The organism is Sulfurimonas gotlandica GD1, from assembly GCF_000242915.1.
GTDB lineage: Bacteria > Campylobacterota > Campylobacteria > Campylobacterales > Sulfurimonadaceae > Sulfurimonas > Sulfurimonas gotlandica.
The window spans coordinates 2,336,459-2,361,161 of record NZ_AFRZ01000001.1 but is presented as its reverse complement, the minus strand read 5'-3'; the positions used below and the strand labels follow the sequence as shown (position 1 = coordinate 2,361,161).

Below are 24,703 nucleotides of genomic sequence, written 5' to 3'. Positions count from 1 at the left end.
TATCTACCCCAATTTTGCTTTTAATACTTCATTAACTGCTTGTGGATTAGCACTGCCTTTTGATTCTTTCATAACTTGACCGACAAAGAAACCAAATAATTTATCCTTTCCACCTCTATACTGCTCAACTTTATCTGGATTTGCTGCAATAATCGCATCACAGATAGTTTCAATTGCACCGCTGTCACTAACTTGCTTAAGACCAAGCTTTTCTATTGTAGCATCTACATCTTCAACATTTTCCATCAAGTAATCAAGAACTTCTTTAGCAGCTTTACCACTAATAGTTTTATCTTCTATACGCTTAACCAGATGCCCAAGCTTTTTAGCATCTACAGGTGAGTTAGTAATATTTACATCACCTTTCAGACGAGATGGAAGTTCAACTGTAAGCCACGTAAGAGCATTTTTGGCACTAATCCTTTCTTCCATCATAGTCTCAAAGAAGTGAGCCATTTCTACACTTGATGTTACAACGCCTGCATTGTATTCATTCATGCCATATTCGCTTACAAATCTAGCCATTTTTTCATCTGGAAGTTCTGGTATTTTAGAATACATCTGTAGCATCTCATCAGTTACAATAGCTTTTAGTAGGTCTGGTTCTGGGAAGTAACGGTAATCAGCTGCTTCTTCTTTACCACGCATAGAACGAGTCTCTTGTTTTACTTGATCAAACAATCTAGTCTCTTGGCAAATCTCTTGCTCATAAAGACCATCCTCCCAAGCTTCAATCTGACGAGCAACTTCAACTTCTATAGCTTTTTGGATAAATTTAAAACTATTGATATTTTTGATCTCAACACGAGTATAAAGTTTCTCATCACCTTTTGGACGGATAGAAACATTTACATCTACACGAAAACTTCCCTCCTGCATATTTGCATCGCCGATATCTAAGTAACGGATGATTGAGTGAAGCTTTTTGAGGTATAAAGTTACTTCTTCTGCACTACTCATATCTGGTTCAGAAACGATTTCTAAAAGTGGTGTACCTGCACGGTTTAAATCAACTTTGGAGATATCACCATCGTGAATATTCTTTCCTGCATCTGCTTCAATATGAGCACGATTAATTCTGATAATTTTATGACTTCCATCTTCAAAATCTATTTTCAAAGTACCATGTTCAACTATAGGAGTATAAAGCTGAGTAATTTGGTATGCACTCGGAGAATCTGGGTAAAAGTAAGACTTTCTATCAAAGAATGATGTCTGGTTGACAGTTGCATCTATAGCTTTACCAAGCATAATAGACTTATGAAGAACCTCTTTATTTAAAACTGGAAGAGCACCTGGAAGAGCTAAACAAGTTGGACAAGTATTTGTATTTTGTTTATGATTGAAACTCGTTGGGCACGAGCAAAAAAGTTTTGTTTTTGTGTTTAGTTGTACATGGACTTCAAGCCCTATAACTACTTCAAACATATATTTCCTTGGATAAATAATAATTGATTAGATTCTATCCAATTTTTGCTTTAAAGGGTTTTATGTGGTTTGTTGGGAGTATATTTTTTCTAAAAGTTCAGTCTGTTTTCTAGCTTCATCAAGTCTCAGTCTGTTTATAGCAAAAGAGTCTAATCCTAAAATTAGAAAGAAAGCAATAACAATAAAAACAACTGTAGTGAAAAGAGCTAAAGAAAAGCCGAGGAAGAGGAAAACTTTAAAAGTTATAAGAGCACCAAAAATGACTATTGCCCATGATGCTCCAAGCAAAAAGCTTATAATTCTATCGAATTTATCTTTTTGCATATTGTCTTAATAAGACCTAGTGATCTTCGATCGCTACTGCAGAACCAAGGTAAACTGTTGTAAGCATCATGAAAATGAATGCTTGTAAGAATGCCATGAAAGTAAGTAGTGCGAATGGAATCATTGGAAGTAACCAAGGAGCTAGCATCAAGATTACCATTAAGAACATATCATCACCTTTTACATTTCCAAAAAGACGGAAGCTAAGAGAGATAAGACGAGAAAAATGAGAAACGATCTCGATTGGGAACATTAACCAATATAACCACCAAACTGGACCCATGAAGTGCTTAAAGTATTTAACAACACCTTGACGACGGATACCTTCAAAGTTATAGTAAACAAATACTACAAGAGCAAGTGTTAAAGGCATTTCTAAAAATGCTGTTGGAGCTTCAAACCCTGGAACAACACCTATTAAGTTAGCTATACCAACAAAAAGACCAATTGTAGCAACAAGAGGAAGATAACGACGAGCATTTTCAGCACCCATTACATCTTTACCCATTTGAAGAACACCACCGATGTATGCTTCCATTAGGTTCTGTGTTCCCTTAGGAACAAGTTGAAGGTTTGACATTGCTGCTCTTACGATCAGTAAAGCGATTCCAGCAGATAAAAGCATGTGCGTAATGTAGATAAAAGTCTTATCGTGAGATATTAGACCAAAAAATGTGAATAATTCACCCATAGGTGTACTCCCTGTCTCAAATTAATTGCGTGATTATAATCTAACTTGCATTAAATTATTATAATAGTAGATACTTTTTTGCAAATTCATCTCTATTTCCTACTTTTTTGCCTTAGCTTTTGCATCTTTAGCTTTTACATCTTTGGCACTATAGTTTTTTCCAGCAATAGATTCGAGAAAAACAGTAGCATAAGAACCTTTTGGAAGTGAGAAAGAAAGATTCAGTAGTGTTTGCTTCTTAACATATGTACACTCTATGTCTTTTGGATATATAAGTGCTTCTCTTCTGTAACCTTTTTCTTGTAAAAACTCATCATCATATTTTTTTTCTATTTCTCTAGCATCTGAACGTGCACGAAAAATATCTCTTCCACATAAAAGTCCTGTTGGAACAAGTTTTTTACTCTCATATTCTTTTGTTGGCATGATTTTTGGTGTAGACAAATTTCCTGCATCTGATAGATAAACATCACCTTCAAGAATTTTAAACTTTGTCTCATTATTTTCTAAAGTCAAGTTAACCCTATCTCTGAGCCAATCGTTAAAAAACACACTTTGATAGATAGAAATTAAAAAGTTCTTCAGTTTAGAGTCTTCGATAAAAAGCTCACCCTGAATCATCTCTTGTGCTTGTTTTATACTATCTGCATCGCGACCAAATCTCTGGTAACCAAAATAATTTGGAAGACCATCTTTAGCTATTCTTCTTGCAACTTTTTCTATTTTACCCGCATCTATGTTATCTACAAAGTGAAGATTGATACTAAATCTATTTCCTGCTAAATCACCCATACGAATAGAGTGTGAATGTCTCGTAGTGCTCAGTATTTTTATCTGCTTATGATAAAACTTTTTAAGTAGTGTCTCATAAGAAGCATCTACGGAGATATACTGAGTAGTAGTAGCATGCTTATCTTTTAGTCCTGCATAACCTATCTTCTGTGCAGGAACCGCCATATACTCAGCAAAGATAGCAATCATGTCCCAAGTTGTTAGTTCAACTTTTTTAACATGAAGTATCAGGTAGTTACCCTTACCTTTAAACTCAGTAGATGATATCTCATCAACAACGAAATCAGTTGGAGTCTGATAAAACTTGAAACTTATATCTTCACCAACACTCTGTAAATATTCTCTTTTTCTCATAATTGTAACAACTTTAATTTTTGTGAAGCAATATTGATGTCACTCTTTATCGCTTTTTTCAACTCCGCAATGGAATCAAATTTTTTATTATCTCTTATAAATGAGACAAAACTTATTCTAGCTTTTTTATTACATATAACTTCACCGTCGAGTATATGCGATTCTATGGCAAACGAGCCATCTGTTGTAACTCTATGACCGACAAAAGATACTGATGGATGGTAATGCTCTTCATCGTCGATGCGAGTCAGAGTCACATAAACACCCTCTTTAGGAGTTAAAAAGCCTGTTGCCTCTATGTTTATAGTTGCTACTAACTCTTTTTTACCTATACCTTGTCCAGCTACTAAAGCCCCCATTATAGTATAGTTATGACCTAAAAAATCATTTGCACCTTTTATGTCACCTATCTTAACCTTTGCTCTGATCTTATGAGAGTGAATAGAATCACCCTCTAGTGTCACTTCTTCAACAACCTTAACCTCTCCGCTAAAGAGAGTTTTCAAGTCTTCAAATGAATACTTTCTGTCTTTACCAAAATGAAAGTCATAACCAACAACTATCTTTTTGAGTTTTGGAAATTCACTTTTAAGTAGAGATATAAATGCATCTCCATCTAGGTGACGAATCTCATCAAGTTCAAGATAGAGTATAGGATAGTGAGAAAAATTCTCACGCTCTTCTTTAGGTGTAATATTTGCATAACCAGTCTCAATTACGACAATAGTTCCATGCTCACCAAGTTCTGCAAAGAGATGCTGATGACCTATGTGCATACCATCGAAACCACCTATGGCTATGGCAGTACTATTTTTCATAGTAGTAGCAATACTCAAGATTACCTTCCTTACCCGTTAATTTTGATGGAGACTTCATAATTAGTTCCCATCCTTTTAGCATAGCTGCATCTTCAAATTTTATCATCGCGTTCATAATAGCTTTTTCATCAAGTACTACACCGTGATTATCTCGTTTTGCTTCACGTCCTACTTCAAACTGAGGTTTAAACAGTAGGATGATTTTATCAGATGCAAGTCTGTCAACATCATCTAAAATATTTAGTAGTGATATAAAAGAAACATCACTGACTACAATATCAAAGACCTTATCACTTTTAAACTCTCTAATATCACAGCTTTCATGTGAGAACACACGTTCATCATTGAGCAGACTCTTATGTAGTTGATCACGGCCAACATCAACAGCACTGACTTCCTTAACCATATTTTCTAAAAGAACCTGAGTGAACCCACCGGTAGATGAGCCTATATCTAGAGCTATATTTCCTGTTACATCTAGGTTAAGTTCTTCTAAAAATAAACTAAGTTTATGAGCTGAGCGAGAAACATACTCTTTATGCTCTGCTACATTTACCTCATCACTTTCATCTATCTTTAGTGAGCTCTTTGTAATTATATTTCCATTAACACTTACAAGTCCATCTTTTATAATACCCTGGGCTTTTGTTCTACTCTCGCTAAGTGAATTTTCAACAAGATAGTTATCGAGTCTCATTAAAACTGAACCTCAAAAGCTGTGTATATAAAGTCTACATGCATCTCATTTTTAAGTCCATCTTTTTCATAGTCAGTGATGTATCTATCATAGGCTACTTTCATACTTAGCATCTCGCTAAATCTAACGCCAACACCAGCACCAACAAGCATTGTAAATCCTGTACTACCAACACCGCCAGCAGTCATATCACCTACACCAAACTTACCGTAAAAATCTAAAGTATCATCAAAAAAAGCGTAGTGGACTAAAGTACTTACATTTAGAGATGAAAAAGATAGTTCTTTTGTTTGATTAGTAGCATCTACTGCTTCATAAGAATTACCGGCAGTAAAATTAATGAAACCAAGTTCTACTGAAAGATGCTTATTTATATATGCACCACCGTAAAGTGTCATAGAAGTAGATCCATTCTCTTTAAGTTCTTTATAGATGCCATCATCATCAAACTGAGAGAGTCCATATCCAAAACCTACATATGGTCCAGATCTATCTGCTAGTAATAGCGTACAAAATAGTAGTATTGATAAAATTATTTTCATTTATGCATTCTCACTTATTTTACTTCTCATCTCATCTTCTGTTAAACACTCAACTCCAAGACTCATTGCCTTGTCGTATTTACTTCCAGCATCTTCACCATAAATCAAAAAGTCAGTCTTTTTAGATACTGAACCTGAGACCTTAGCACCGAACTCTTCTAACATCTCTTTGATTGCACCACGTGACTCACTCATAGTTCCAGTGAGAACAGCAGTTTTCCCTTTAAAAGGATTTTCTACTGCTTCAGCTTTTTGTACAGGTTCAAGTGGTTTTAAAATCTCTTGGAGGTTTAGTATAGTCTCACGGTTTACTCTTACAAACTCTAAAACAGACTCTGCCATCTCTTCACCGATGCCATCACATGCAACTATCTCTTCTTTTGTAGCATCAATAAATGAAGAACCAAAGTTTTCACTAAGAGTCTTAGATGCGACCTCTCCCACATGTTCGATGCCTAAAGAGTTTATAAATCTCCAGTAGTCACAGCCCTTTGCTGCTTCTAAAGAGTTTAGAAGATTTTGAGACTTCTTCTCTTTAAAACCTTCTAGAGCCAAGAGTTTATCTAGAGTCAGATCAAACAAATCAACAACACTTTTTACAAGTCCAGAAACAAACAGAGCTTCAACTATCTTATTTCCTAAACCATCAATATTTAGACATGGCTTAGATGCAAAGTATATAATAGAGTTTACTACCCTAGCCTCACACTCCAAGTTTTGACACTTCAGCAATACACCCTCATCTAAAAGTTCACTATCGCAAACTGGACAGAGTGTTGGACGCTCATATGGAACTTCACTTCCATCTCTCTCATGAGTTAAGACTTTAATGATTTTTGGTATTACATCTCCGCTTCTAAGAATAATTACCTTATCATTTAAGCGGATATCTTTTCTATCTATCTCATCAAAATTATGAAGAGTTGCACGCTCTACTACAACACCGTCTATGTCAGTTGGTTCAACCTGTGCGACAGGAGTTACTGCACCACTTCGTCCAACTTGAAGTACTATCGCTCTTATAGTCGTAATCTTCTCAACTGCAGGAAATTTATAAGCCACTGAGAAGCGAGGGTTTTTAACTGTATAGCCCATATCAATCTGAGATGCTATCTCGTTGACTTTTATAACCATACCATCAAGCATCATAGGGTAAGAATCTCTATCATTTTTCATAACTTCATATATGGCTTCTATCTCGTCATAGCCTTTACATGTAGAACTCGCAGGTGGTTTTCTAAATCCAAGTTCATAAATATATGCCATCTTATCACTAAGCAATTTATACTCTAACGAATCCTCGCCTACACCATAAGGTAAAAACACCAAGTTCCTAGATGCTGTTATGCTAGAGTCCAGTTGTCTTAAACTTCCAGCCGCTGCATTTCTTGGATTTGCAAATACTGCTTCACCTGCTTTTAATCTTGCTTCGTTTATTTTGTCAAACTCATCTTTAAAGATTACGACTTCACCGCGAATCTCTATGCGTTCTTTATGCGCTATCGTTAGTGGGATAGAGCGGATTGTTTTAACATTTTGAGTTATAAGTTCTCCTACACTACCATCACCACGAGTGATTCCTTGAACTAATTCACCATTTTCATAGACAAGATTAAGAGAAGCCCCATCAAATTTTGGTTCACAATAAAAAGAGATATTACTATCTAGTTTATATGTCTTAGTAAGCCACTTCTCTAAACCCTCTGAGTCAAAGATATCTTCTAGAGACCACATACGTGATAGATGCGAAGCCTTTGTAAATCCACTCGAGACAGCGTCACCGACTCTTTGCGAAGGAGAAGAATACAGAACTGCATTTTTATTATTCTCTTCAAATCGTACAACTTCATGATACAGCTTATCATACACTTCATCCGTTGTAATAGGATCATCTAATACATAGTAGTGATGAGAGTAGAGGTTTAACTGCTCAACTGCTTTTTTATAATCTTCTAAATTCATAATGGGATTTTATCTCAATGTTAATTTATATACGCTGTTTTTTTGATATTAAAGCTTTTACAAGTGCTTTTTTAATTGATAAAAAAGAGTTTTTATTTTGAGCTAATATTTTCTCTTGAGCTTTAAGTTCTCTAATCATACTATCCATCTCACGCTCTAATTTTAAGTACTTATCTATTACACTTCTCTTTATCTCTTTACTAGCTAGTTTTGCTATATTTTGTTTTGTCACTAAGATATCTTGTTTCGTTCGCTCAATATCTCTTCTCATTCCATCTTTAATGTTTTCATTCTTTACTCTATGCACTGAGTCCAAAAGATTTTCTAAGATTCTGCCTTCATTTCTTAATTGGTCAGCTAGTTTTTGTTTCTCTTTTATATAGAGATTATTATATTCCACAGGGGAGAGCTCGTTTATAAACAGTTTCAGTATTTGCTCATCAACCACATATATCTCTTTTTGCAGTTTGTTTACAGAAGTTCTTGTTCTTGTAAATACTTTAGCAATTGACAACATTGAGATAACATTCCATTTAAGCCCATCATCTGTCTCTAAAGATGGAACTTGATACTTTTCTCCATTTATTATCACTACATTTAAAGAGTAGTACTTTAAAAACTCAACCATATACTCATTGGACATTGAGATTTCATTTAACATAAACTCAGCAATTGATTCAAAAACTTCATTAAAATGTATTCTAAATACATAACCGCTAAAGCCTTTTAAAAACTCCTCGCAGTAATCAAACTCATTTACAAGTTGCTCCATTATTAATTCTTGAATATATCCAAATACATTTTTTTCATATATATTATTATCAATTTTTTCTTCTATAAATGATATCTCTACAAACTGCTTTACAATTGAATTAAAAAAAATCTTACTCTCTTCTTTTGTGAAGTACTCGTTGTAAAATTCATCAAGTTCAACTTCATCTATTCCGTTAAACCTTCCTGCAATTGTATTTGCATCGCTAGAAGACACCTTATATCTTTTTGCTTCGTTAAAGATCTTTATAAAGATATGATCTTGTTTTATAACTATGATATCACTATCTTTAAGCTCTAACGCTTTTCTGATGGCAAGTCTAATAAGTTCTTTTTCATTTGTAATTTCATCTTTAATCTTTTTTACCAACTCATAGATGCCGTCTCTTAACCTACTCGTTATTATAATTATTTGATTATTTTTATACTCAATTAAATCACTGTTGTCTTCTATAAGATAAATAATATCTGTTTCTAAATTCATAATTTCAAATGTCTCTTTTTTAGCTATTTATTAAATCTGTAGGACGACCAAAATAGTATCCTTGAAATTCATCTACACCATATTCTTTAAGTAGTTCAAATATCTCTTCATTTTCTACATACTCTGCGATTGTTTTAGTTTCTAGATCTTTAGCAAATCGTATAATACTCTTAACTAGAATCTTTGAGTCATTATCATTTAATATATTTTTAATTAAAGAACCATCAATCTTCAGATAGTCTGGTTTGATTCTCAAGATATGTGCATAGTTTGCATACCCACTTCCAAAGTCATCTATAGCAATTAAGACACCCTGTTTTCTCAGACGCTCAACAACTCTTACAAGTCTGTCAAAATCTTCTATTCCCTCTTGTTCTGTGATTTCAATTACTATCTTTCCTGATGTTTTAAACTTACTTATCAGAGTCACTAATTTATCCATAAGAGCATAATTAAAAAAATCATTTGGAAGAAAGTTTACAGATATTTTCTCATCTCTGTCCGAAAAGAAAGACAATGCCTGAGAAAGCATCTCTTGTGCAACTTCAATGTATAGTCCGCTTTTTATAGCAACCGGCAAGAAATCATCAGGAAAAATTATACTCTTTTCACCATTTTCAAAATCAACTATACGAACCAAAGCTTCATACTTTATGATGTTACCATTCTTATCTGTAATAGGCTGAAAAAATGGAATGACATTTTTATGTTCAAGCGCATGTCTAATAACTCTTTTCATACCTAAGATACGCTCAGAATTCTTTTTTGTATCTACACTTTGTGAGTATGCCAAATATGGAAGCGACTTTTCCTTAGCTTTTCTAAGAGCCATTTGAGCTTCTTCAAGTGAGTGTTCATGATCAAAAGCAAGACCCGAGTATATCTCTACTCTTAAAGTCTCTTCTATTTTTCCTATATAAATTGGAAGCGTACTTATATTATTATGTAGTTCGTCTAAAAAATCACTATAAACTTCTGCTTCAAAATTAGAATCTTCTTTGAGCAACACATATTCATCTGATGAGACTCTATAAGAATTAAAGCCATGTTCAACTCCAAACTTTTCAAACTCATGTGCTACTTGAAGTAAGACTTCATTACCTACATCTACTCCATAAAGCTCGTTTAAAAGACTAAATTCTTTTATATTACTTAAAATTAGTACATTACTCTCTCCGGAATAAAGTGCATCATTTAAAGCTTGTCTATTGCTAAGACCTGTTAGATGGTCTGTATAGACCTGTTTTGTAAAATGTTTTAACATCATATTAAAACCTTCATGCAAAACAATTACAAGAAGCAAAGCAACAAATATCCCTATAAAAAGCAGCTTATACATAAAAGCTCTGTTTTGTTCAACTATCTTGGAAATATCAAAGCCTACAACTAAGATACCAAGTGTTTTTGATAGATGATTTTGCAAAGGCATATTCATATCTACTCTAAAATCAGACAACTCTTTTGGGCTTGTGAAGAACTTTCTTAATTTTTCACTGCCTTTGATAAGTGTATATGTATCATTTATAGAAATTTTGTCATTGTTTAACATTATGTCTAAAAGTGATTTATCTATAGCTATACCAATATCAATATTAAAGATTGTATTTAAATCTTTTATAAACAGCTCAGGAGAGACACCAAGTTCTACATTTCCGACGTATATATTTTTATAAAAAATAGCCTGTGTAGTACGATATGTCATTTCTAACTTACCCACTTCAAAGCCGCTAAAAGATCTCTGCATAGTGTTTGTGTCTAAGATGAGTTTTCTTTTATTGTTTAAAGTGTCACCACGAAATTCAGGCTTATGTGCACGATAGAGGGTAACTCCATCCGGAGAACGGAATGTAAGGATTTTAACGTCTTCGTTTAAACTTTTAAGACGATTAAAATAAGGAGTTATTATCGAGTGAATTTTTTCATAATCAGCTTCAGCTATCGCCTTAGATAATCCATCTGCAGAGACTATTCTAGCTAACCTGAACTTTATGGTTTTATCTTCTTCTCTTACTTTTATCTCAAAAAGTTTTTCTGTAGATTCAGTTATATTCTCAAGCTGCTCATCTACAGAATTTTTAAACTGATAATCTAAAAATATATACCCTACTACCCATGATACAAGTAAAACAGTTATGGATAGTAAGAGTGTTTTTTGCTTCGTCTTTTCAGGAATATTCACTACTACTCATTATTATTAATTTTAATATTTTTTACATTGTAACATTTTTAATTTAAACTTTTGTGTTTAACCACTCTCTTTTTTGATATATATACCAATATATCAAGCCCTTAAGCAATGTTTCTACATTCATAATTACAAATATTACAATAATCCCATAGCCCATTTTATAAGCTATATATGACGGGACAACTCTCAAAAACCATAAAGATAAAACATTGACTAAGAGAGTGGTTTTAGTTGCCCCTGCTCCTCTTAAAGCTCCAGAATATACAAACATAATAGCTAGAGGAATTTGAGCTAATCCAACCAAAATAAGGTAATAAGATGCTACCTCTATAGTTGCTGTATCTTGTGTGAAAAAAGAGACTAAAATCTCTGGAATAACAATCAATATAACGCCCACACTTCCCATAAATATATAGGCAATTCTTCCACTGATAATACCCATATTATAAGCTCTATCTTTATTATTTGCCCCTAAATTTTGACCTACTAAAGCCATAGCTGCTATAGCAAAACCAAATCCAGGCATAAATGCTATGCCCTCTATACGTAGTCCTACTTGATAGCCTGCAAGCTCGGCTGTACCATAAGCTGTTATTATAGATACAAAAACTAAAAACGAAAGACTTGAGATGCCACGATCAAGTGCTGCACTCCAGCCAACATTCCAAACTCTAATAATGTCTTTTTTACGGATTATCGGAATGATATTCAACTTAGACTTTGATTTTTTTATGAGCATATAATATGCTACTACATTGAAACAATAAGCTATAACAGTGGCATAAGCCGCTCCTTCTATCCCATATGCCTCAAATCCATAATGACCAAAGATTAAAACATAGTTTAAAAAAGCGTTTATTGCTGCAGATGCAAGCTTTATATAGAGTGAACTTTTTGTATCTCCCGCAGCAGATAAAGCATTGTATAAAAGATTATCAATAAATATAACTACAATACCAAGAGAAAGTATTTTAAAATACATTGACCCTTGAGCTATTACATCATCAGAAGCACCCATAAGAGCGTAAATATACTCACTTCCAAAATAACCGCCAAATGTTACAAAAATTGACAGGATAATGGCAAAAACACCTAATCCATAAAGCAAAGCAGAAGCACGTCTTTTTCTGCCTTGACCAATAAATCTGGAGATTAGAGCATTACCTCCAACAACGTATAGTGTCATTAAAACATTTATGACCATCATAAACTGCATACTCATACCAACGGCTGCAAGTGCAGATACGCTAACCATACCGACCATAAGCATATCAATAAGAATTTGTAAGATATCTACTAGATGTTTTAATGCTGCAGGAATTGCAAGTTTAAAGACTCTTCTTGTATCGTTTGAGACTAATCTTGAAAAAATTGTGCTACCTCTGTCATTGTCTGAATAAGCTCATCTTTTGTCTCAAAATGAAGAACTTTTTTATCTTTGACTTCTTCTTTTAGCGGAGTAAAATCAAAAACTAAAATATACTCTTTTAGATTTACTTTATCTTCATTCATCTCTATCCACTCTAAGCTCATCTCAGCCACTTCACCTTGCATCTCTACAACTGCAGCAGGATAAAGTCTAGTTAACTTAGCTAAATCAATATCTCCAATCTTTGATTTATATATCATTTTATGTCCTTAATGTTTTGAGTTTTTAAAATCCAGGAAAAATAAATTCCACCAATGATGAAACCTATTCCTATGACAACTGTAATAAACTCTAAAGAGAAACCTGTAGTTGCTAAAAAACCTATCATAAATGAAGTAAAAGCCGCTGAACTTAGAAAAAGCATATCGTTGTATGCAACTATTCGTCCATAATATTTTTCTTCAATATTTTTTTGAAGCAGTGTATATGTATAAGACCAAAGCGTTGTGGTAAATAGACCGACAATCACACTTGCAAAGAGTGAGAGATAAAAATCTTTCATCATAAAAGCCCAAAACCAAACTGCCAATGCCTGGGCAATAAAAATATAAACAATTCGTCTATTATTTACCCAATTACTTATAACTATAGGTCCAATAACCAAACCTACGGCACGAGATGCATGCAAAAGTCCAAGAGCTAAAGAAGTTGCGATAACAGATGCATAGTACTTGTCAACCATCAACGCGACTAATGCATCAAAAGCCGTTAAACCGACAAAAGCATGTATTAACATTAGATGCAAAGCTTGAGGAGTCTTTTTCATATATCTAAAAGTGTCTCTCATCATCTGCAGTAGATTTTCACCTGTTTTGATAATTTCTACTTTTATATCTAGATTGTAAAGTAGAATAAATCCAACTACAAACATTAAGGCATCTAAGATAAATGCAACTTTCACCCCAAACCAATAGACAACAAAGCCACTGATTGCCATTCCAAGGGTATATGAAAAAGACCATATAATAGAGTGAAGTTCATTCGCTTTTTGAAGTTTATCGCCATGCAAGATTTTAGGAAGCAGTGACATCTCAGTTGTAAAATAAAAACTTGCCGCTGCCATTTTTACAAAAATAAGTAGATATAAAAGCAATAAATCTGATGTAGAATTTACAAAAATTAAGAAAAAAGTTGCAAATATTTCTGCACTGATAAGAATTAATAAAAGTTTTTTCGGTCGAACACTGTCAATAATAGAACCTGAAAAAGGTGCCTGAATCACTCCAGCTAAAAAATGTAACATTGCTACAAATGCAACAACTGAAGCTGACACATTTAGGTCTAAAAGTAACGTATATATGGCTACATTGCTAAACCAGGCACCAAAATATGCGATAAGCTGTATTGTTGATAATCTTCTAAGAATCGGTTCTGATTTTAATAGTTGTATATATTCATTCATAAGTGAAAGATTATCATATTATTAGGCATTTAATAAAAAAATAAAAAAAATTATGTTTTTATATTAAAGTTATTTTTTTATATGTCGATATGCTGTGTAATAACAATATTCTTTGGATAAGGAGTGAGTCATGGATGGCATAGCTAATGTTGCAAGACAACAACAATCACAACTAGGTACACAAGAAGCTCAAGGAAGAGTGTCTCAGAAAGTTCAACAGCAGGTACAGCAACCAAAGCAGGCTGATGTTGTAAAAGAAATTCAGAAAGAAGTCTCAAGTACAAGTACTAAGATTAACTCTAAAGAGCAAGTAAAAGATTTGGTAGATCAGCTTAATAAAGCTATGGCACCAATGAATACTAACTTGAAATTTGGAGTTGATTCACAAGATATCTTTTATGTATCTGTAATTGAATCTCAAACTAATAAAATGATTAGAAGATTCCCAGCAGAACAAGCGATGGATTTTCTTCCTAAAATGCAAGAAGTAACTGGTATACTATTTGACTCAAAAGGCTAAATAACATTAGCCCTTTGAGAATCTTCACTAAATAAGAATTGTTATTTCAATTCCTTATAAATCTATTCATACATTTAATCTAACCATTTTTTAATCTCTTTTATAGTAAAATCGCGTCAATTATTTTGCAAAAGGGAACTTATCAATATGAAAAAAGAAGTTAAAAAAGTAGTCTTAGCTTATTCTGGCGGACTTGATACAAGTATTATTTTAAAATGGTTACAAGATGAGTATAACGCTGAAGTTATCACTTTTACAGCTGACTTAGGCCAAGGTGAAGAAGTGGAACCTGCACGTCAAAAAGCACTTGACAACGGTATAAAACCTGAAAATATTTTTATTCTTGATGTTCAAGAAGAGTTTGTAAAAGATTACGTTTTCCCTATGTTTAGAGCTAATGCTATTTATGAAGGAGAATACCTCCTTGGTACATCTATAGCTAGACCGCTTATTGCAAAAAAACAAATTGAAATTGCATATAAAATGGGTGCAGATGCCGTATCTCACGGAGCTACTGGAAAAGGAAATGACCAAGTAAGATTTGAACTTGGATATTTAGGTCTTAATCCTGATATTACTGTGATTGCTCCATGGAGAGAATGGGATTTAAACTCTAGAGAAAAGCTTTTATCATATGCTAGAGAACACGGTATTAAAATTGATCAAAAACATGTTGATGCAGATGGTAATCCAACTGTAAGTCCATATTCTATGGATGCAAATCTTCTTCATATTTCATACGAAGGTCTTCACTTAGAAAATCCAATGAATGAACCAGAAGAATCAATGTGGTTATGGTCAAATTCTCCCCAAAATGCTCCAGATGAAAAAGAATATATTACAATCGGATATAAAAATGGTGACCCTATCTCTTTAAATGGAGAGGAGTTAAGCCCAGCTACATTACTAAGAAAATTAAATGAATATGGGAATAAGCACGGTATCGGAAGAGTTGATATTGTTGAAAATCGCTTTGTTGGTATGAAAGCTAGAGGATGTTATGAAACTCCTGGTGGAACAATCATGTTAAAAGCTCACCGTGCAATAGAGTCTATCACTCTAGATCGTGAAGAAGCACATATGAAAGATGGCATGATTGCTAAATATGCTGAGTTGATCTATAACGGATTCTGGTTCTCTCCTGAGAGAGAGATGCTTCAAGCTGCTATTGACACTACACAAAAATATGTTCAAGGAAGTGTTAAACTAAAACTTTACAAAGGAAATGTTGAAGTAGTAGGACGTGAATCAGATATGTCCCTATACTCTGAAGCGCACTCAACATTTGAAGAAGATGAAGTATATAATCAAAAAGATGCAGAAGGTTTTATTAGACTAAATGCACTAAGAAGAATCATTGCAGGTAAAAAAAGAAATCACAAATAACCATTAATATAAGGGGTAAATGATGAGTATAATCAAGATAGATATGAATTCGCCTGAGTTTCAGGCTGAAATGGAAAAAACAGTAAAATTCACAGACAAAGTTGTTCAACAATTTGGCTGGGAATATAATCCGCAGGCAGAAGTAAATGAAGGTGTACAGATGGGTCTTGCAAGATACAAGATGATGTACAATAAAAGATTTTGTCCATGTTTTATGGTTGACGCTACTGGAGATAAACCAAAAAGTGTTGATGATAGAATCTGTCCTTGTAAGCCTGCGATAGAGAAAGAGATTCCTGAAGTTGGTGCTTGTCACTGTGGTATATTCTGTACTCCAGAATTTGCAGCAAACAAACGTATTGAGATGGGAATGGAAGAAGTTGTTCATACTCATTCACGTGGTCTTACAAAAGAAGAGTGTAATCTCTTAGTTAAACAATATGAGCTAGACGGAGATGAAGTAATGTCACTTCTTGAAGCTAGAGAACTGGGTATGGTTGAGTTTAAGCTTGTAGATGTTCGTGAGCATATGGAATGGCAGATGGGTCACATCAAAGGTGCTGACGTACTAGTTCCAACAAGTAGTTTCTTCCAAGTACTTGATGATGCCAAACTGTCTAAAGATGAAAATATAATCCTTTACTGTCACGTTGGTAGCCGTTCTGCTCACTGTGCTAGAATCTTAACAGACATGGGATACACTAAAGTAGGAAACTTGACTCACGGTATCGTTTCTTATGGCGGCGAAATAGAAAGATAAATAAAACTAGGATAAACAATGAAAGTATTATTAATTAAAGATGTTAAAAGTCTTGGAAAAGCCGGTGAAGTTAAAGAAGTTAAAGATGGTTATGGAAAAAACTTTTTAATCGGAAAAGGTTTCGCAAGACAGGCAACTCCTGAAATTTTAGCTCAACATGCACAAGATGAAATCATAGTTGCAGAAAATCTTGAAAAAGAGGTTAATGTTCTTAAAGAAATAGCAAAAAAACTTGATAAATGTGAAATTATAATCACTAAAAAGTTAGGGCAAAACGGCCATATTTTCGGTTCTGTTACAAAAGAAGAAATTGCACAAGCACTAAAAGAACAGCATAATATTGAGATAGACAAAAAGCATATTAATGAAAAATCTGCTATTAAAACCATTGGTGAACATGACTTAGACTTTAAATTAGGTCATGGCATTCATGGTACACTGCATGTGGATGTTCAAGGAGAATAAGTTTGTTTGACGCTACTACTATACTTGCTTACAAAGGCAAAAATAAAGCTGTAATAGGTGGAGATGGACAGGTTACTTTTGGAGATTCAGTTCTTAAAGGTAATGCAACTAAAATCCGTACACTTCACCGTGGGAAAATATTAGCTGGTTTTGCAGGTAGTACAGCAGATGCTTTTAATCTTTTTGATATGTTTGAGGAGTTCTTAGAGGATAAAAAAGGCGACCTTTTAAAGTCGGTTATTGAGTTTTCTAAAGCTTGGCGTAAAGATAAGGTTCTAAGACGCCTTGAAGCAATGATGATTGTTTTAAACAATGATCACATCTTTATACTTACAGGTAATGGCGATGTTGTTGAACCGGAGGATGGAGAGATTGCTTCTATAGGTAGTGGTGGAAACTACGCTATTTCTGCAGCAAGAGCACTAAAAAAACATGCACAACTAGATGAAGAAGAGCTTGTACGTGAGAGTTTATCTATTGCTGCTGATCTTTGCATCTATACTAATCACAGTATTAAAACTCTTACACTAGAGGAAAATAAATAATGAACTTAACGCCAAAAGAGATAGTTGAGTATCTAGATAGATACGTCATATCTCAAAAAGACGCTAAAAAAACTATTGCTCTTGCTCTAAGAACCAGATATAGAAGAATGCAGCTTTCTCAAGAGTTGCAAAATGAAATCATGCCTAAAAATATTTTAATGATTGGCTCAACAGGTGTTGGTAAGACAGAAATATCAAGACGACTTGCAAAGATGTTGAGTGTTCCATTTATCAAAGTAGAAGCAAGTAAATATACAGAGGTCGGCTTTGTTGGTCGTGATGTTGAGTCAATGATTCGTGATTTAGTTGTAGCTTCAATATCTATAGTAAAAAAAGAAAAAGAAGAAGCAAACAAAGAAAAAATTGACAACTATATTTTAAATAAAATAGTTGAAAAACTTCTTCCACCGCTTCCAGATGGTGCTAGTGAAAGTAAAAAAGATGACTATCAGAGACTTCTAGGAGCTATGGAAGAGAGAGTTATTAATGGTGAAATGGATGATAGAGTAATTGAACTACAATTTGATAAAGTCCACTTAGAGTTTAATGACACAAACCTTCCTCCAGAGATGGCAAAAGTTCAAGAGAGTTTTTCTAAGATTTTTGAAACAATGAATAAAGAAGATAATAAAAAAGAAGTTACGGTTAAAGATGCAAAATCAATCTTAAGAGTTGAAGCAAGTCACAAACTTCTTGACATGACAAACATTAATACTGAAGCGTTAAAACGTGCTGAAGATGGTGGAATAATCTTTTTAGACGAGATTGACAAAATTGCTGTTAGTGAAAAGTCTCAAGGAAGAAATGATCCAAGTAAAGAGGGAGTTCAAAGAGATTTACTTCCAATTGTCGAAGGAAGCAGTGTAACTACAAAGTATGGAGTCATTAATACAGATCATATACTTTTCATAGCAGCTGGGGCATTCCACATAACAAAACCAAGTGATTTGATTCCTGAACTTCAAGGCAGGTTTCCATTAAGAGTTGAACTTGAATCACTAACAGAAGATACTCTATACAAAATCCTAACACAAACAGAAAATTCTCTGCTTAAGCAGTACGAAGCTCTTTTAAGTGTTGAAGGTGTAAAACTAATTTTTGAAGATGAAGCTATTAAAGCAATTGCAAAACTATCTCATAAAGCAAATGAAATGACTGAAGATATTGGTGCGAGAAGACTTCATACTGTTCTAGAAAGAGTTTTAGAAGAAATTAGCTTTGAAGCAGATGAGCATAGAGGACAAGAGTTTATTGTAAAAAGTGAACTTGTACATGAAAAACTTGATTTGGTTGTTGAAAATGACGACTTATCACGTTATATACTATAAAGGTAACACACAATGACAAAAGCTGGTTTCGTATCTCTAATTGGGCGTCCAAACGCAGGTAAAAGTACACTAATGAACTCACTATTAGGTGAAAACATAGCAATGGTCAGCCAAAAGGCCAATGCAACTAGAAAGCGTTCTAATGCTATCGTAATGCATGAAGACACACAAATAATTTTTGTAGATACTCCTGGACTACATGAGAGAGAAAAATTACTTAATCAGTTTATGCTTGATGAGGCTCTAAAAGCTATGGGTGATTGTGATTTAATCGTTTATTTAGCCCCTGTTACTGACTCTATAGAACACTATGAAAAGTTTTTAAAACTAAATAATTCAAAAGTTAAACATATTATTGTACTAAGTAAAATAGACCAAGTAAATCAAGATAAACTTTTTAAAAGAATCGCATCTTACAATCAGTTTTCAGATTATTTTGAAGCACTTATTCCAGTTGCAATTCCGAAAAAAGTTGGTCATGAAGACCTACTAAAAACAATCTCAAAAAATCTTCCTGAATCGCCTTTTTTGTATGATCCAGAAGACCTAACGAGTGAACTTGTCCGCGACATCTATGCAGGTTTTATTAGAGAAGGCATCTTTGAAAATGTAAGTGATGAAATACCTTATGAATCAGATGTACTTATTGATTCCATTAAGGAAGAAGAAGGAATCGATAAAATATATGCAACCATTATTATTGAAAAAGAATCTCAAAAGGGAATCATTATCGGTAAAGGTGGAGAATCTATTAAAAGAATTGGTAAATCCGCACGAGAGAAAGTAGAGAGATTAAGTGGTAAAAAAGCATTTTTAAGCCTACAAGTAAGTGTAAAAAAAGGTTGGTCTAAAGATAAAGCATTTTTAGAAGAGATAGGATATAAATCGTGAAAATAGTTTTTTTAATACTGATTACTCTGTCTTTATCTGCAAATGACATACTGACTAACTATAGAATTAATGGTATCAACGATATTGAAAAACAGATGGATTTAGAGCTTACTAAACTTGAGTATTGGGATAAATATATAAAAAATATTGATACAACATTTGGATATTTAGAATCTTATTCAAATATTTTAACATGTGATAAAGAAAAATCTACATTAAATTTATATGTAAAAGATAATAATAACTCTTATGGATTTAAAAAAGAATATAGCGCATATACTGGAAAAATAAAAGGTGACAAGATAAAAGAAGGAGACCTTAAAACTCCCATAGGCATATATCAAATAACAAAAAAACTCTCTACTGAGAATAAACTAGATTCATTTTATGGTCCTTTAGCATTCGTCACTTCTTACCCTAATGTATATGACACATATAGAGGTAAAAATGGACATGGCATTTGGATACATGGTCTTCCAACAGAGCAAGATAGAGATGAATTCACAAAAGGCTGTATTGCAATAAACAATCCAAATATAGAGTGCCTAAACAAAAGAATAGATATAGATAACACCCTTCTTATTATAAATAGCAGTGAAGTAAAAAAAGGTATTTCAAAAGAGATTCTTTCCTCTATTCTTGCTCAACTATACTCGTGGAGATATAGTTGGCTATTTGATGATATAGATAGATATTTAAACTTTTATTCAAGCGATTTTGTTAGATTTGATGGAATGAACTTTGATAGATTTAAAAAATACAAGACAAGAATATTTAAAAAAATTGAAAAAAAGACAATAATTTTTAACAACATAAATGTTATTCCTTACCCTAACACTGATAATGTATATCAAATAACATTTAAAGAATTTTATGAATCTGATACTTTTAAATTTAGTGGGGATAAAACTTTAGTAGTAAAACTTGATGCAACTAACAATATGAAAATTTTAACAGAAAAATAAAATGCCTTTTATTAAATTTAAAATTTTCATATCTCTTTTTATATTGCTAAATATAAATATTTATGCTTCTTCAAATGTACAACTCATAAAAAAAGAAAATCCGGATTCAAACACTACACTACTTGTTATAGGTGGAGTTCATGGTGATGAACCTGGTGGATATTTTGCTGCTTCAATACTCTCAACTCACTACAAAATAAACTCTAAAAATCTTTGGATAGTACCAAATCTAAATCAATCAAGTATTCAAGCCGATAAAAGAGGCTTAAATGGTGATATGAATAGAAAGTTTTCTGTAATTAAAGAGAATGATAAAGATAAAAAAACTATTGAAGAGATTAAAAATATAATACTTTCAGAGAAAGTATCATTAGTTTTAAATTTGCATGATGGCAATGGCTTTTACAGAAAAGAACACCGAGGTAACATATTTAATCCTAACTCTTGGGGCCAAACATGTGTTATAGATCAATGTCAATTAAAACAAGAACAACCATTTGGTAACTTAAATTCTATAGCTTCCGTTGTTACAGAAAATATTAATAAAAAGCTTTTAAAAGAACATCATAGTCTTGGTGTTAAAAATACTAACACAAAATTTGATGATGAAGCAATGCAACTCTCTCTGACTTACTTTGCCGTTACAAATAACAAACCAGCTTTTGCAATTGAAAGCAGTAAGAACCTTTCTTCTCTCTCAAAAAAAGTTTTTTACCAACTACTAGCCATAGAAGAATTTATGAAAATCATGGATATTGCATTCGAAAGAGAGTTTGAACTAAATGAAAAAGAACTTAATAAAATACTCATAAAGTATGGTACTTTAGGGATAAATAACAATATCTTATTAAATTTATGTGACATAAAAAAATCTTTAAGCTTTATTCCGATAAAATCAGAAGGTAATGTATTCGAGTTCTCGCATCCCTTGGGGAGTGTGAAGAAAATTAATGGTAATTTTGTTGTTTATATCGGTAATCAAAAAATAACAACTTTAAGACCTCAATACTTTAAAATTGCAAAAAATTGTGAACAAAAATTTGATGTTAAATTTGATGAACAGGTAAAATCTGTTAAAATTGCTTCATCTTTTTTTGTTAATGACGATTTTAGCATAATGAACAACAGTGGTTTTCGTGTAAATGTAATTGGATTTAAGTCACAAGAACATCTCAATGAGAGTGGAATTGACATAAAATACAAAGATTTAGATAAAAGCTTTTCTGTTGATAAAAGCCATAAAATATATAGAGTAGAATTTTATAAAGATGATGAATTTTGCGCTATGTCAACGGCTCACTTTAAATAGGATTATAGTAAATGAGTAAAAAAACTGAACACTCTTTTTCAAGTGTAATTTCTGTTAATCCATACAAAGATACATATCTTAGCGGTATCTCTAGTTTTCTTTCACAAACTAATTCTCCCGAATTCAGTAAAGAACAGTATGCAATTTCATATTTAAATACTAAAGGCTTTATTAATTCTCAGATATCTATTTCAAAGAATATTCCTGAAGAAGATTTACATGATGCTATTAATAACAAAGTTTATGATGAACTAGCACTTGACCAGGCAGTTACCTATCAAATACAATTTATTGAGACATTCAATTCTCTTGATGAAGACAACAGAAATTTTCATGTTTTTATTATAGATCCTTTAACAATAGAAGAAACATTTTCTATTGTAACCTCTAAAATAAAATATATTGATACAATAATTCCTTCTCCATTACTACTTAAATCTTTATATGAGAAGGAAATCATAGAAACCGGTGGTGTGCACTGTTTTATTTACTTTCAAGAAAATGATGCATTTATAACAGTTTATAGTGAAAAAGAGTTTCTATATACAAAATCAATTAACTATTCTTTTTTGCAGATGCATGAAAGATTTTGTGAGCTATATGGAGAGAGAGTTGAATTTGAAAACTTCATAGAATTCTTTTCTGAACATAATCTAAAAGAGACAAATAGTGATTACAAAGAATATTTCATTAAACTTTACAAAGAAATCTTTGCAAATGCAAATGATATTTTAACTTATGTAAAAAGAGCTTATGAACTTGAAAAAATTGAACATGTTTATATAGGTTCACAAATTCAGACCGTAACTAAGTTAGATGAAATGACAGAAGTTGAACTCGGTATTAAATCAAGTAACTTTGAGTTTAACTATGGTTTTGAGAGTGACGGTGCATATATAGATCAACTTCATGCATTAATGCACATATACACAACACTACCAAAGGATGAAAAATATGATTGTAACTTTACAACTTATCATCGTCCTCCAAAATTTATGCAAAGAGAGAGTGGTAAGATTATACTTCTTAGTGTAGCTTCACTTGTCCTTGCTTTTATGTATCCAGTTACATACTGGGTTTTAACTTATGCTCAAACTCTTCAATATGATTTATTGAGTACAGAGTATACAGAACTTCATAATATAAAAATAACTAGACAAGCAACTTTAAAAAATAGAGAAGCAGATAAAGCTAAAGTTTTAACTCTACTAGATAAAGAAATAAAAGATTATTCTGAGAAAAAAGCTACTCTAATTAAAATTCATGATGTTAAAGTCAATTACCCTATGAAAGCTAAACTCTTGTCTGTATTGACAAAAGATTTAAATAAATTTAATATTAATATTGATTCTTTATCTTACAAAGAAGATGAAAAATTGAAAACATTTACGCTTAATCTCATTTCAGAGAAGGACAAAAAAATCACAGAGATGATAGAGTATTTAACAAAAATTCATGAAGGTAAATTTAACTTTTCACTCGAACATATAGAATTCAAAGAAAAGTCTAAAAAATACTTCAGTGAACTAAAAGTGAGTATATTATGAAAATAAATATAGAAGATTACTTACAAAGCATAGATGCCTCTTTTAAAGATAAAACTCAAAAAGATATATATATGACCTATATAATGATTTTTGGTCTTATTTTCGCTTTTTCATATCTACTTTTTTGGGAAAGTTCTCAAACTGGTTTTGAAGAGAAAAACAAACAAATTACTTCTATTAGTTCTAAGATAAATATGGATAAAGCATATCTGCAGACCAATCCTGAGTCAAAAATAACTATACTAGATAGAGAAATTAAAAAATTTGAATCCCAGTTAATAACTCAGAAAGAGAACAATGCTTACATTAAAAGTAAAATAGAAACTATTTCATCACTTATATATGATGAGAGAACATGGGGTGAGTATCTGCATTCTGTTTCAATTAATGCAAAAAAACATGGTATAAAGATTATTGATTTTACAAATCAATATTCAGATAATAATAATTCATTCGGACATATTCTAGATATAAGCTTAAAAACAAATGGAAACTATAAAGATACTCTTAGATTCATAAACTCATTAGAGCAAAGTGATTTAGTTGTAGACATCCATGACTTAGGCATAAAAGCAGATAAAACACTAAATACAGAACTATTTATCTCAGTTTGGGGGATTACATACTAATGAAAACACATATTGTAATAGCCTTTGCTCTATTTTTATCAATCGCGCCTAGCGCTAATGAACTATCATGGGTGGACACTCAGGTAGAAGCAATTAAACCTGCCAGAAAGGGCATGAATGATTCAGAACTTACCAATATAAAAGATCCTTTTATTTTTTTTGGTAAACGTACTAAGCAAAAATACACTAAAAGTAAAAAAAAGACTGTGATGCATTCTATTACTAAAAAGTCTACAACTTCATCAGACTCTACTAGCATTATTATATTGCATCAACCATCTAAGCCTCTTATTCTTAGTGCTATAATCAATAATTCAGCTCTAATAAATGGTGAATGGTACAAGATTAATGAGAGTGTAGATAGTTTTAAACTCTCAAGTATCAGTAGAACAAATGTAGTTCTAACTAAAGGTAATGGAAAGTTAGTCCTTACAACAAGCGATACAAAACGAAATTTAAAATTCAAATAAGCAGGA

General features: G+C 32.5%; 25 protein-coding genes. 12 read left to right on the top strand and 13 right to left on the bottom strand.

Features of this window, described 5'->3' with window-relative positions:
- Window positions 1-3: 3 nt before the first annotated feature.
- The 13 genes from gatB to SMGD1_RS11580 all read right to left on the bottom strand — a co-directional run bounded on the left by gatB (window position 4) and on the right by SMGD1_RS11580 (window position 13,882).
- Window positions 4-1,428: an Asp-tRNA(Asn)/Glu-tRNA(Gln) amidotransferase subunit GatB gene (gatB, locus tag SMGD1_RS11640; RefSeq protein ID WP_008339349.1), complete on the bottom strand. Its 1,425-nt coding sequence runs from the start codon at window positions 1,426-1,428 to the stop codon at window positions 4-6.
- A gap of 60 nt (window positions 1,429-1,488) precedes the next feature.
- On the bottom strand, window positions 1,489-1,752 hold the full coding sequence (locus tag SMGD1_RS11635; RefSeq protein ID WP_008339323.1) for a hypothetical protein: 264 nt from the start codon (window positions 1,750-1,752) through the stop codon (window positions 1,489-1,491).
- Between the two features lie 16 nt (window positions 1,753-1,768).
- Window positions 1,769-2,443: a F0F1 ATP synthase subunit A gene (locus SMGD1_RS11630; protein WP_008339363.1), complete on the bottom strand. Its 675-nt coding sequence runs from the start codon at window positions 2,441-2,443 to the stop codon at window positions 1,769-1,771.
- Window positions 2,444-2,542: 99 nt separating this feature from the next.
- Entirely contained in the window at window positions 2,543-3,589 is a 1,047-nt protein-coding gene (locus SMGD1_RS11625) for a tRNA pseudouridine(13) synthase TruD (RefSeq protein ID WP_008339359.1), read from the bottom strand.
- Entirely contained in the window at window positions 3,586-4,407 is an 822-nt protein-coding gene (locus SMGD1_RS11620) for a bifunctional riboflavin kinase/FAD synthetase (protein WP_008339384.1), read from the bottom strand. Before SMGD1_RS11620 ends, SMGD1_RS11625 begins: the two co-directional genes overlap by 4 nt.
- Window positions 4,397-5,104 carry a 23S rRNA (cytidine-2'-O)-methyltransferase TlyA gene (gene tlyA, locus SMGD1_RS11615; protein ID WP_008339213.1) on the bottom strand — a complete coding sequence of 236 codons (708 nt, stop codon included), beginning with the start codon at window positions 5,102-5,104 and terminating at the stop codon, window positions 4,397-4,399. Before tlyA ends, SMGD1_RS11620 begins: the two co-directional genes overlap by 11 nt.
- A complete protein-coding gene (locus tag SMGD1_RS11610) occupies window positions 5,104-5,646 on the bottom strand; it encodes an outer membrane beta-barrel protein (RefSeq protein WP_008341403.1) in 543 nt (180 codons plus the stop codon). The genes tlyA and SMGD1_RS11610 overlap by 1 nt, the downstream gene beginning before the upstream one ends.
- Window positions 5,647-7,608 carry an NAD-dependent DNA ligase LigA gene (ligA, locus tag SMGD1_RS11605; protein ID WP_008339224.1) on the bottom strand — a complete coding sequence of 654 codons (1,962 nt, stop codon included), beginning with the start codon at window positions 7,606-7,608 and terminating at the stop codon, window positions 5,647-5,649.
- 25 nt (window positions 7,609-7,633) lie between these two features.
- On the bottom strand, window positions 7,634-8,863 hold the full coding sequence (locus SMGD1_RS11600; RefSeq protein ID WP_008339419.1) for a hypothetical protein: 1,230 nt from the start codon (window positions 8,861-8,863) through the stop codon (window positions 7,634-7,636).
- 19 nt (window positions 8,864-8,882) lie between these two features.
- The gene (locus tag SMGD1_RS11595; RefSeq protein ID WP_008339392.1) at window positions 8,883-11,042 is read right to left on the bottom strand and encodes an EAL domain-containing protein; all 2,160 of its coding nucleotides are present in this window, start codon (window positions 11,040-11,042) and stop codon (window positions 8,883-8,885) included.
- 52 nt (window positions 11,043-11,094) lie between these two features.
- Complete coding sequence (locus tag SMGD1_RS11590; protein WP_081444070.1) at window positions 11,095-12,372, bottom strand: MATE family efflux transporter; 1,278 nt, start codon at window positions 12,370-12,372, stop codon at window positions 11,095-11,097.
- A gap of 35 nt (window positions 12,373-12,407) precedes the next feature.
- On the bottom strand, window positions 12,408-12,680 hold the full coding sequence (locus SMGD1_RS11585; protein WP_008339524.1) for a hypothetical protein: 273 nt from the start codon (window positions 12,678-12,680) through the stop codon (window positions 12,408-12,410).
- The gene (locus SMGD1_RS11580; RefSeq protein WP_008339374.1) at window positions 12,677-13,882 is read right to left on the bottom strand and encodes an MFS transporter; all 1,206 of its coding nucleotides are present in this window, start codon (window positions 13,880-13,882) and stop codon (window positions 12,677-12,679) included. The genes SMGD1_RS11585 and SMGD1_RS11580 overlap by 4 nt, the downstream gene beginning before the upstream one ends.
- A gap of 130 nt (window positions 13,883-14,012) precedes the next feature.
- Between SMGD1_RS11580 and SMGD1_RS11575 the strand changes: the two genes are divergently transcribed.
- The 12 genes from SMGD1_RS11575 (at window position 14,013) to SMGD1_RS11520 (ending at window position 24,697) form a co-directional block, all read left to right on the top strand.
- Window positions 14,013-14,402, top strand: coding sequence for a flagellar protein FlaG (locus SMGD1_RS11575; protein ID WP_008339240.1), 390 nt, complete (start codon window positions 14,013-14,015; stop codon window positions 14,400-14,402).
- Window positions 14,403-14,549: 147 nt separating this feature from the next.
- Window positions 14,550-15,788 (top strand): argininosuccinate synthase, encoded by a 1,239-nt coding sequence (locus tag SMGD1_RS11570; protein ID WP_008339261.1) that lies wholly within the window; start codon window positions 14,550-14,552, stop codon window positions 15,786-15,788.
- Between the two features lie 22 nt (window positions 15,789-15,810).
- Entirely contained in the window at window positions 15,811-16,548 is a 738-nt protein-coding gene (locus tag SMGD1_RS11565; protein WP_008339405.1) for a ferredoxin-thioredoxin reductase catalytic domain-containing protein, read from the top strand.
- An 18-nt stretch (window positions 16,549-16,566) separates the two neighbouring features.
- A complete protein-coding gene (gene rplI, locus SMGD1_RS11560; protein ID WP_008339218.1) occupies window positions 16,567-17,013 on the top strand; it encodes a 50S ribosomal protein L9 in 447 nt (148 codons plus the stop codon).
- A gap of 2 nt (window positions 17,014-17,015) precedes the next feature.
- Window positions 17,016-17,558, top strand: a complete 543-nt coding sequence (gene hslV, locus SMGD1_RS11555; protein WP_008339536.1) for an ATP-dependent protease subunit HslV — start codon at window positions 17,016-17,018, stop codon at window positions 17,556-17,558.
- Window positions 17,558-18,886 carry an ATP-dependent protease ATPase subunit HslU gene (gene hslU, locus SMGD1_RS11550; protein ID WP_008339580.1) on the top strand — a complete coding sequence of 443 codons (1,329 nt, stop codon included), beginning with the start codon at window positions 17,558-17,560 and terminating at the stop codon, window positions 18,884-18,886. The genes hslV and hslU overlap by 1 nt, the downstream gene beginning before the upstream one ends.
- A gap of 12 nt (window positions 18,887-18,898) precedes the next feature.
- Window positions 18,899-19,777, top strand: a complete 879-nt coding sequence (gene era / locus SMGD1_RS11545) for a GTPase Era (protein ID WP_008339494.1) — start codon at window positions 18,899-18,901, stop codon at window positions 19,775-19,777.
- Window positions 19,774-20,742, top strand: coding sequence for a L,D-transpeptidase family protein (locus tag SMGD1_RS11540; protein ID WP_008339512.1), 969 nt, complete (start codon window positions 19,774-19,776; stop codon window positions 20,740-20,742). Before era ends, SMGD1_RS11540 begins: the two co-directional genes overlap by 4 nt.
- A 1-nt stretch (window position 20,743) precedes the next feature.
- Window positions 20,744-22,051, top strand: a complete 1,308-nt coding sequence (locus tag SMGD1_RS11535) for a M99 family carboxypeptidase catalytic domain-containing protein (protein WP_008339471.1) — start codon at window positions 20,744-20,746, stop codon at window positions 22,049-22,051.
- A gap of 11 nt (window positions 22,052-22,062) precedes the next feature.
- Complete coding sequence (locus SMGD1_RS11530) at window positions 22,063-23,598, top strand: hypothetical protein (RefSeq protein WP_008339561.1); 1,536 nt, start codon at window positions 22,063-22,065, stop codon at window positions 23,596-23,598.
- Window positions 23,595-24,227: a type 4a pilus biogenesis protein PilO gene (locus SMGD1_RS11525; RefSeq protein WP_008339193.1), complete on the top strand. Its 633-nt coding sequence runs from the start codon at window positions 23,595-23,597 to the stop codon at window positions 24,225-24,227. Before SMGD1_RS11530 ends, SMGD1_RS11525 begins: the two co-directional genes overlap by 4 nt.
- A complete protein-coding gene (locus SMGD1_RS11520; RefSeq protein ID WP_008341397.1) occupies window positions 24,227-24,697 on the top strand; it encodes a hypothetical protein in 471 nt (156 codons plus the stop codon). Before SMGD1_RS11525 ends, SMGD1_RS11520 begins: the two co-directional genes overlap by 1 nt.
- Window positions 24,698-24,703 lie beyond the last annotated feature (6 nt).

Coding starts and splice junctions, on each gene's coding strand:
- ligA (WP_008339224.1), bottom strand. CDS start 7,608: ATGAATTTAGAAGATTATAAAAAAGCAGTTGAGCAGTTAAACCTCTAC.
- SMGD1_RS11600 (WP_008339419.1), bottom strand. CDS start 8,863: ATGAATTTAGAAACAGATATTATTTATCTTATAGAAGACAACAGTGAT.
- hslU (WP_008339580.1), top strand. CDS start 17,558: ATGAACTTAACGCCAAAAGAGATAGTTGAGTATCTAGATAGATACGTC.
- SMGD1_RS11630 (WP_008339363.1), bottom strand. CDS start 2,443: ATGGGTGAATTATTCACATTTTTTGGTCTAATATCTCACGATAAGACT.
- SMGD1_RS11525 (WP_008339193.1), top strand. CDS start 23,595: ATGAAAATAAATATAGAAGATTACTTACAAAGCATAGATGCCTCTTTT.
- gatB (WP_008339349.1), bottom strand. CDS start 1,428: ATGTTTGAAGTAGTTATAGGGCTTGAAGTCCATGTACAACTAAACACA.
- SMGD1_RS11620 (WP_008339384.1), bottom strand. CDS start 4,407: ATGAAAAATAGTACTGCCATAGCCATAGGTGGTTTCGATGGTATGCAC.
- SMGD1_RS11580 (WP_008339374.1), bottom strand. CDS start 13,882: ATGAATGAATATATACAACTATTAAAATCAGAACCGATTCTTAGAAGA.
- SMGD1_RS11635 (WP_008339323.1), bottom strand. CDS start 1,752: ATGCAAAAAGATAAATTCGATAGAATTATAAGCTTTTTGCTTGGAGCA.
- SMGD1_RS11565 (WP_008339405.1), top strand. CDS start 15,811: ATGAGTATAATCAAGATAGATATGAATTCGCCTGAGTTTCAGGCTGAA.
- SMGD1_RS11570 (WP_008339261.1), top strand. CDS start 14,550: ATGAAAAAAGAAGTTAAAAAAGTAGTCTTAGCTTATTCTGGCGGACTT.
- SMGD1_RS11520 (WP_008341397.1), top strand. CDS start 24,227: ATGAAAACACATATTGTAATAGCCTTTGCTCTATTTTTATCAATCGCG.
- SMGD1_RS11585 (WP_008339524.1), bottom strand. CDS start 12,680: ATGATATATAAATCAAAGATTGGAGATATTGATTTAGCTAAGTTAACT.
- SMGD1_RS11610 (WP_008341403.1), bottom strand. CDS start 5,646: ATGAAAATAATTTTATCAATACTACTATTTTGTACGCTATTACTAGCA.
- rplI (WP_008339218.1), top strand. CDS start 16,567: ATGAAAGTATTATTAATTAAAGATGTTAAAAGTCTTGGAAAAGCCGGT.
- SMGD1_RS11575 (WP_008339240.1), top strand. CDS start 14,013: ATGGATGGCATAGCTAATGTTGCAAGACAACAACAATCACAACTAGGT.
- SMGD1_RS11625 (WP_008339359.1), bottom strand. CDS start 3,589: ATGAGAAAAAGAGAATATTTACAGAGTGTTGGTGAAGATATAAGTTTC.
- SMGD1_RS11530 (WP_008339561.1), top strand. CDS start 22,063: ATGAGTAAAAAAACTGAACACTCTTTTTCAAGTGTAATTTCTGTTAAT.
- tlyA (WP_008339213.1), bottom strand. CDS start 5,104: ATGAGACTCGATAACTATCTTGTTGAAAATTCACTTAGCGAGAGTAGA.
- SMGD1_RS11535 (WP_008339471.1), top strand. CDS start 20,744: ATGCCTTTTATTAAATTTAAAATTTTCATATCTCTTTTTATATTGCTA.
- era (WP_008339494.1), top strand. CDS start 18,899: ATGACAAAAGCTGGTTTCGTATCTCTAATTGGGCGTCCAAACGCAGGT.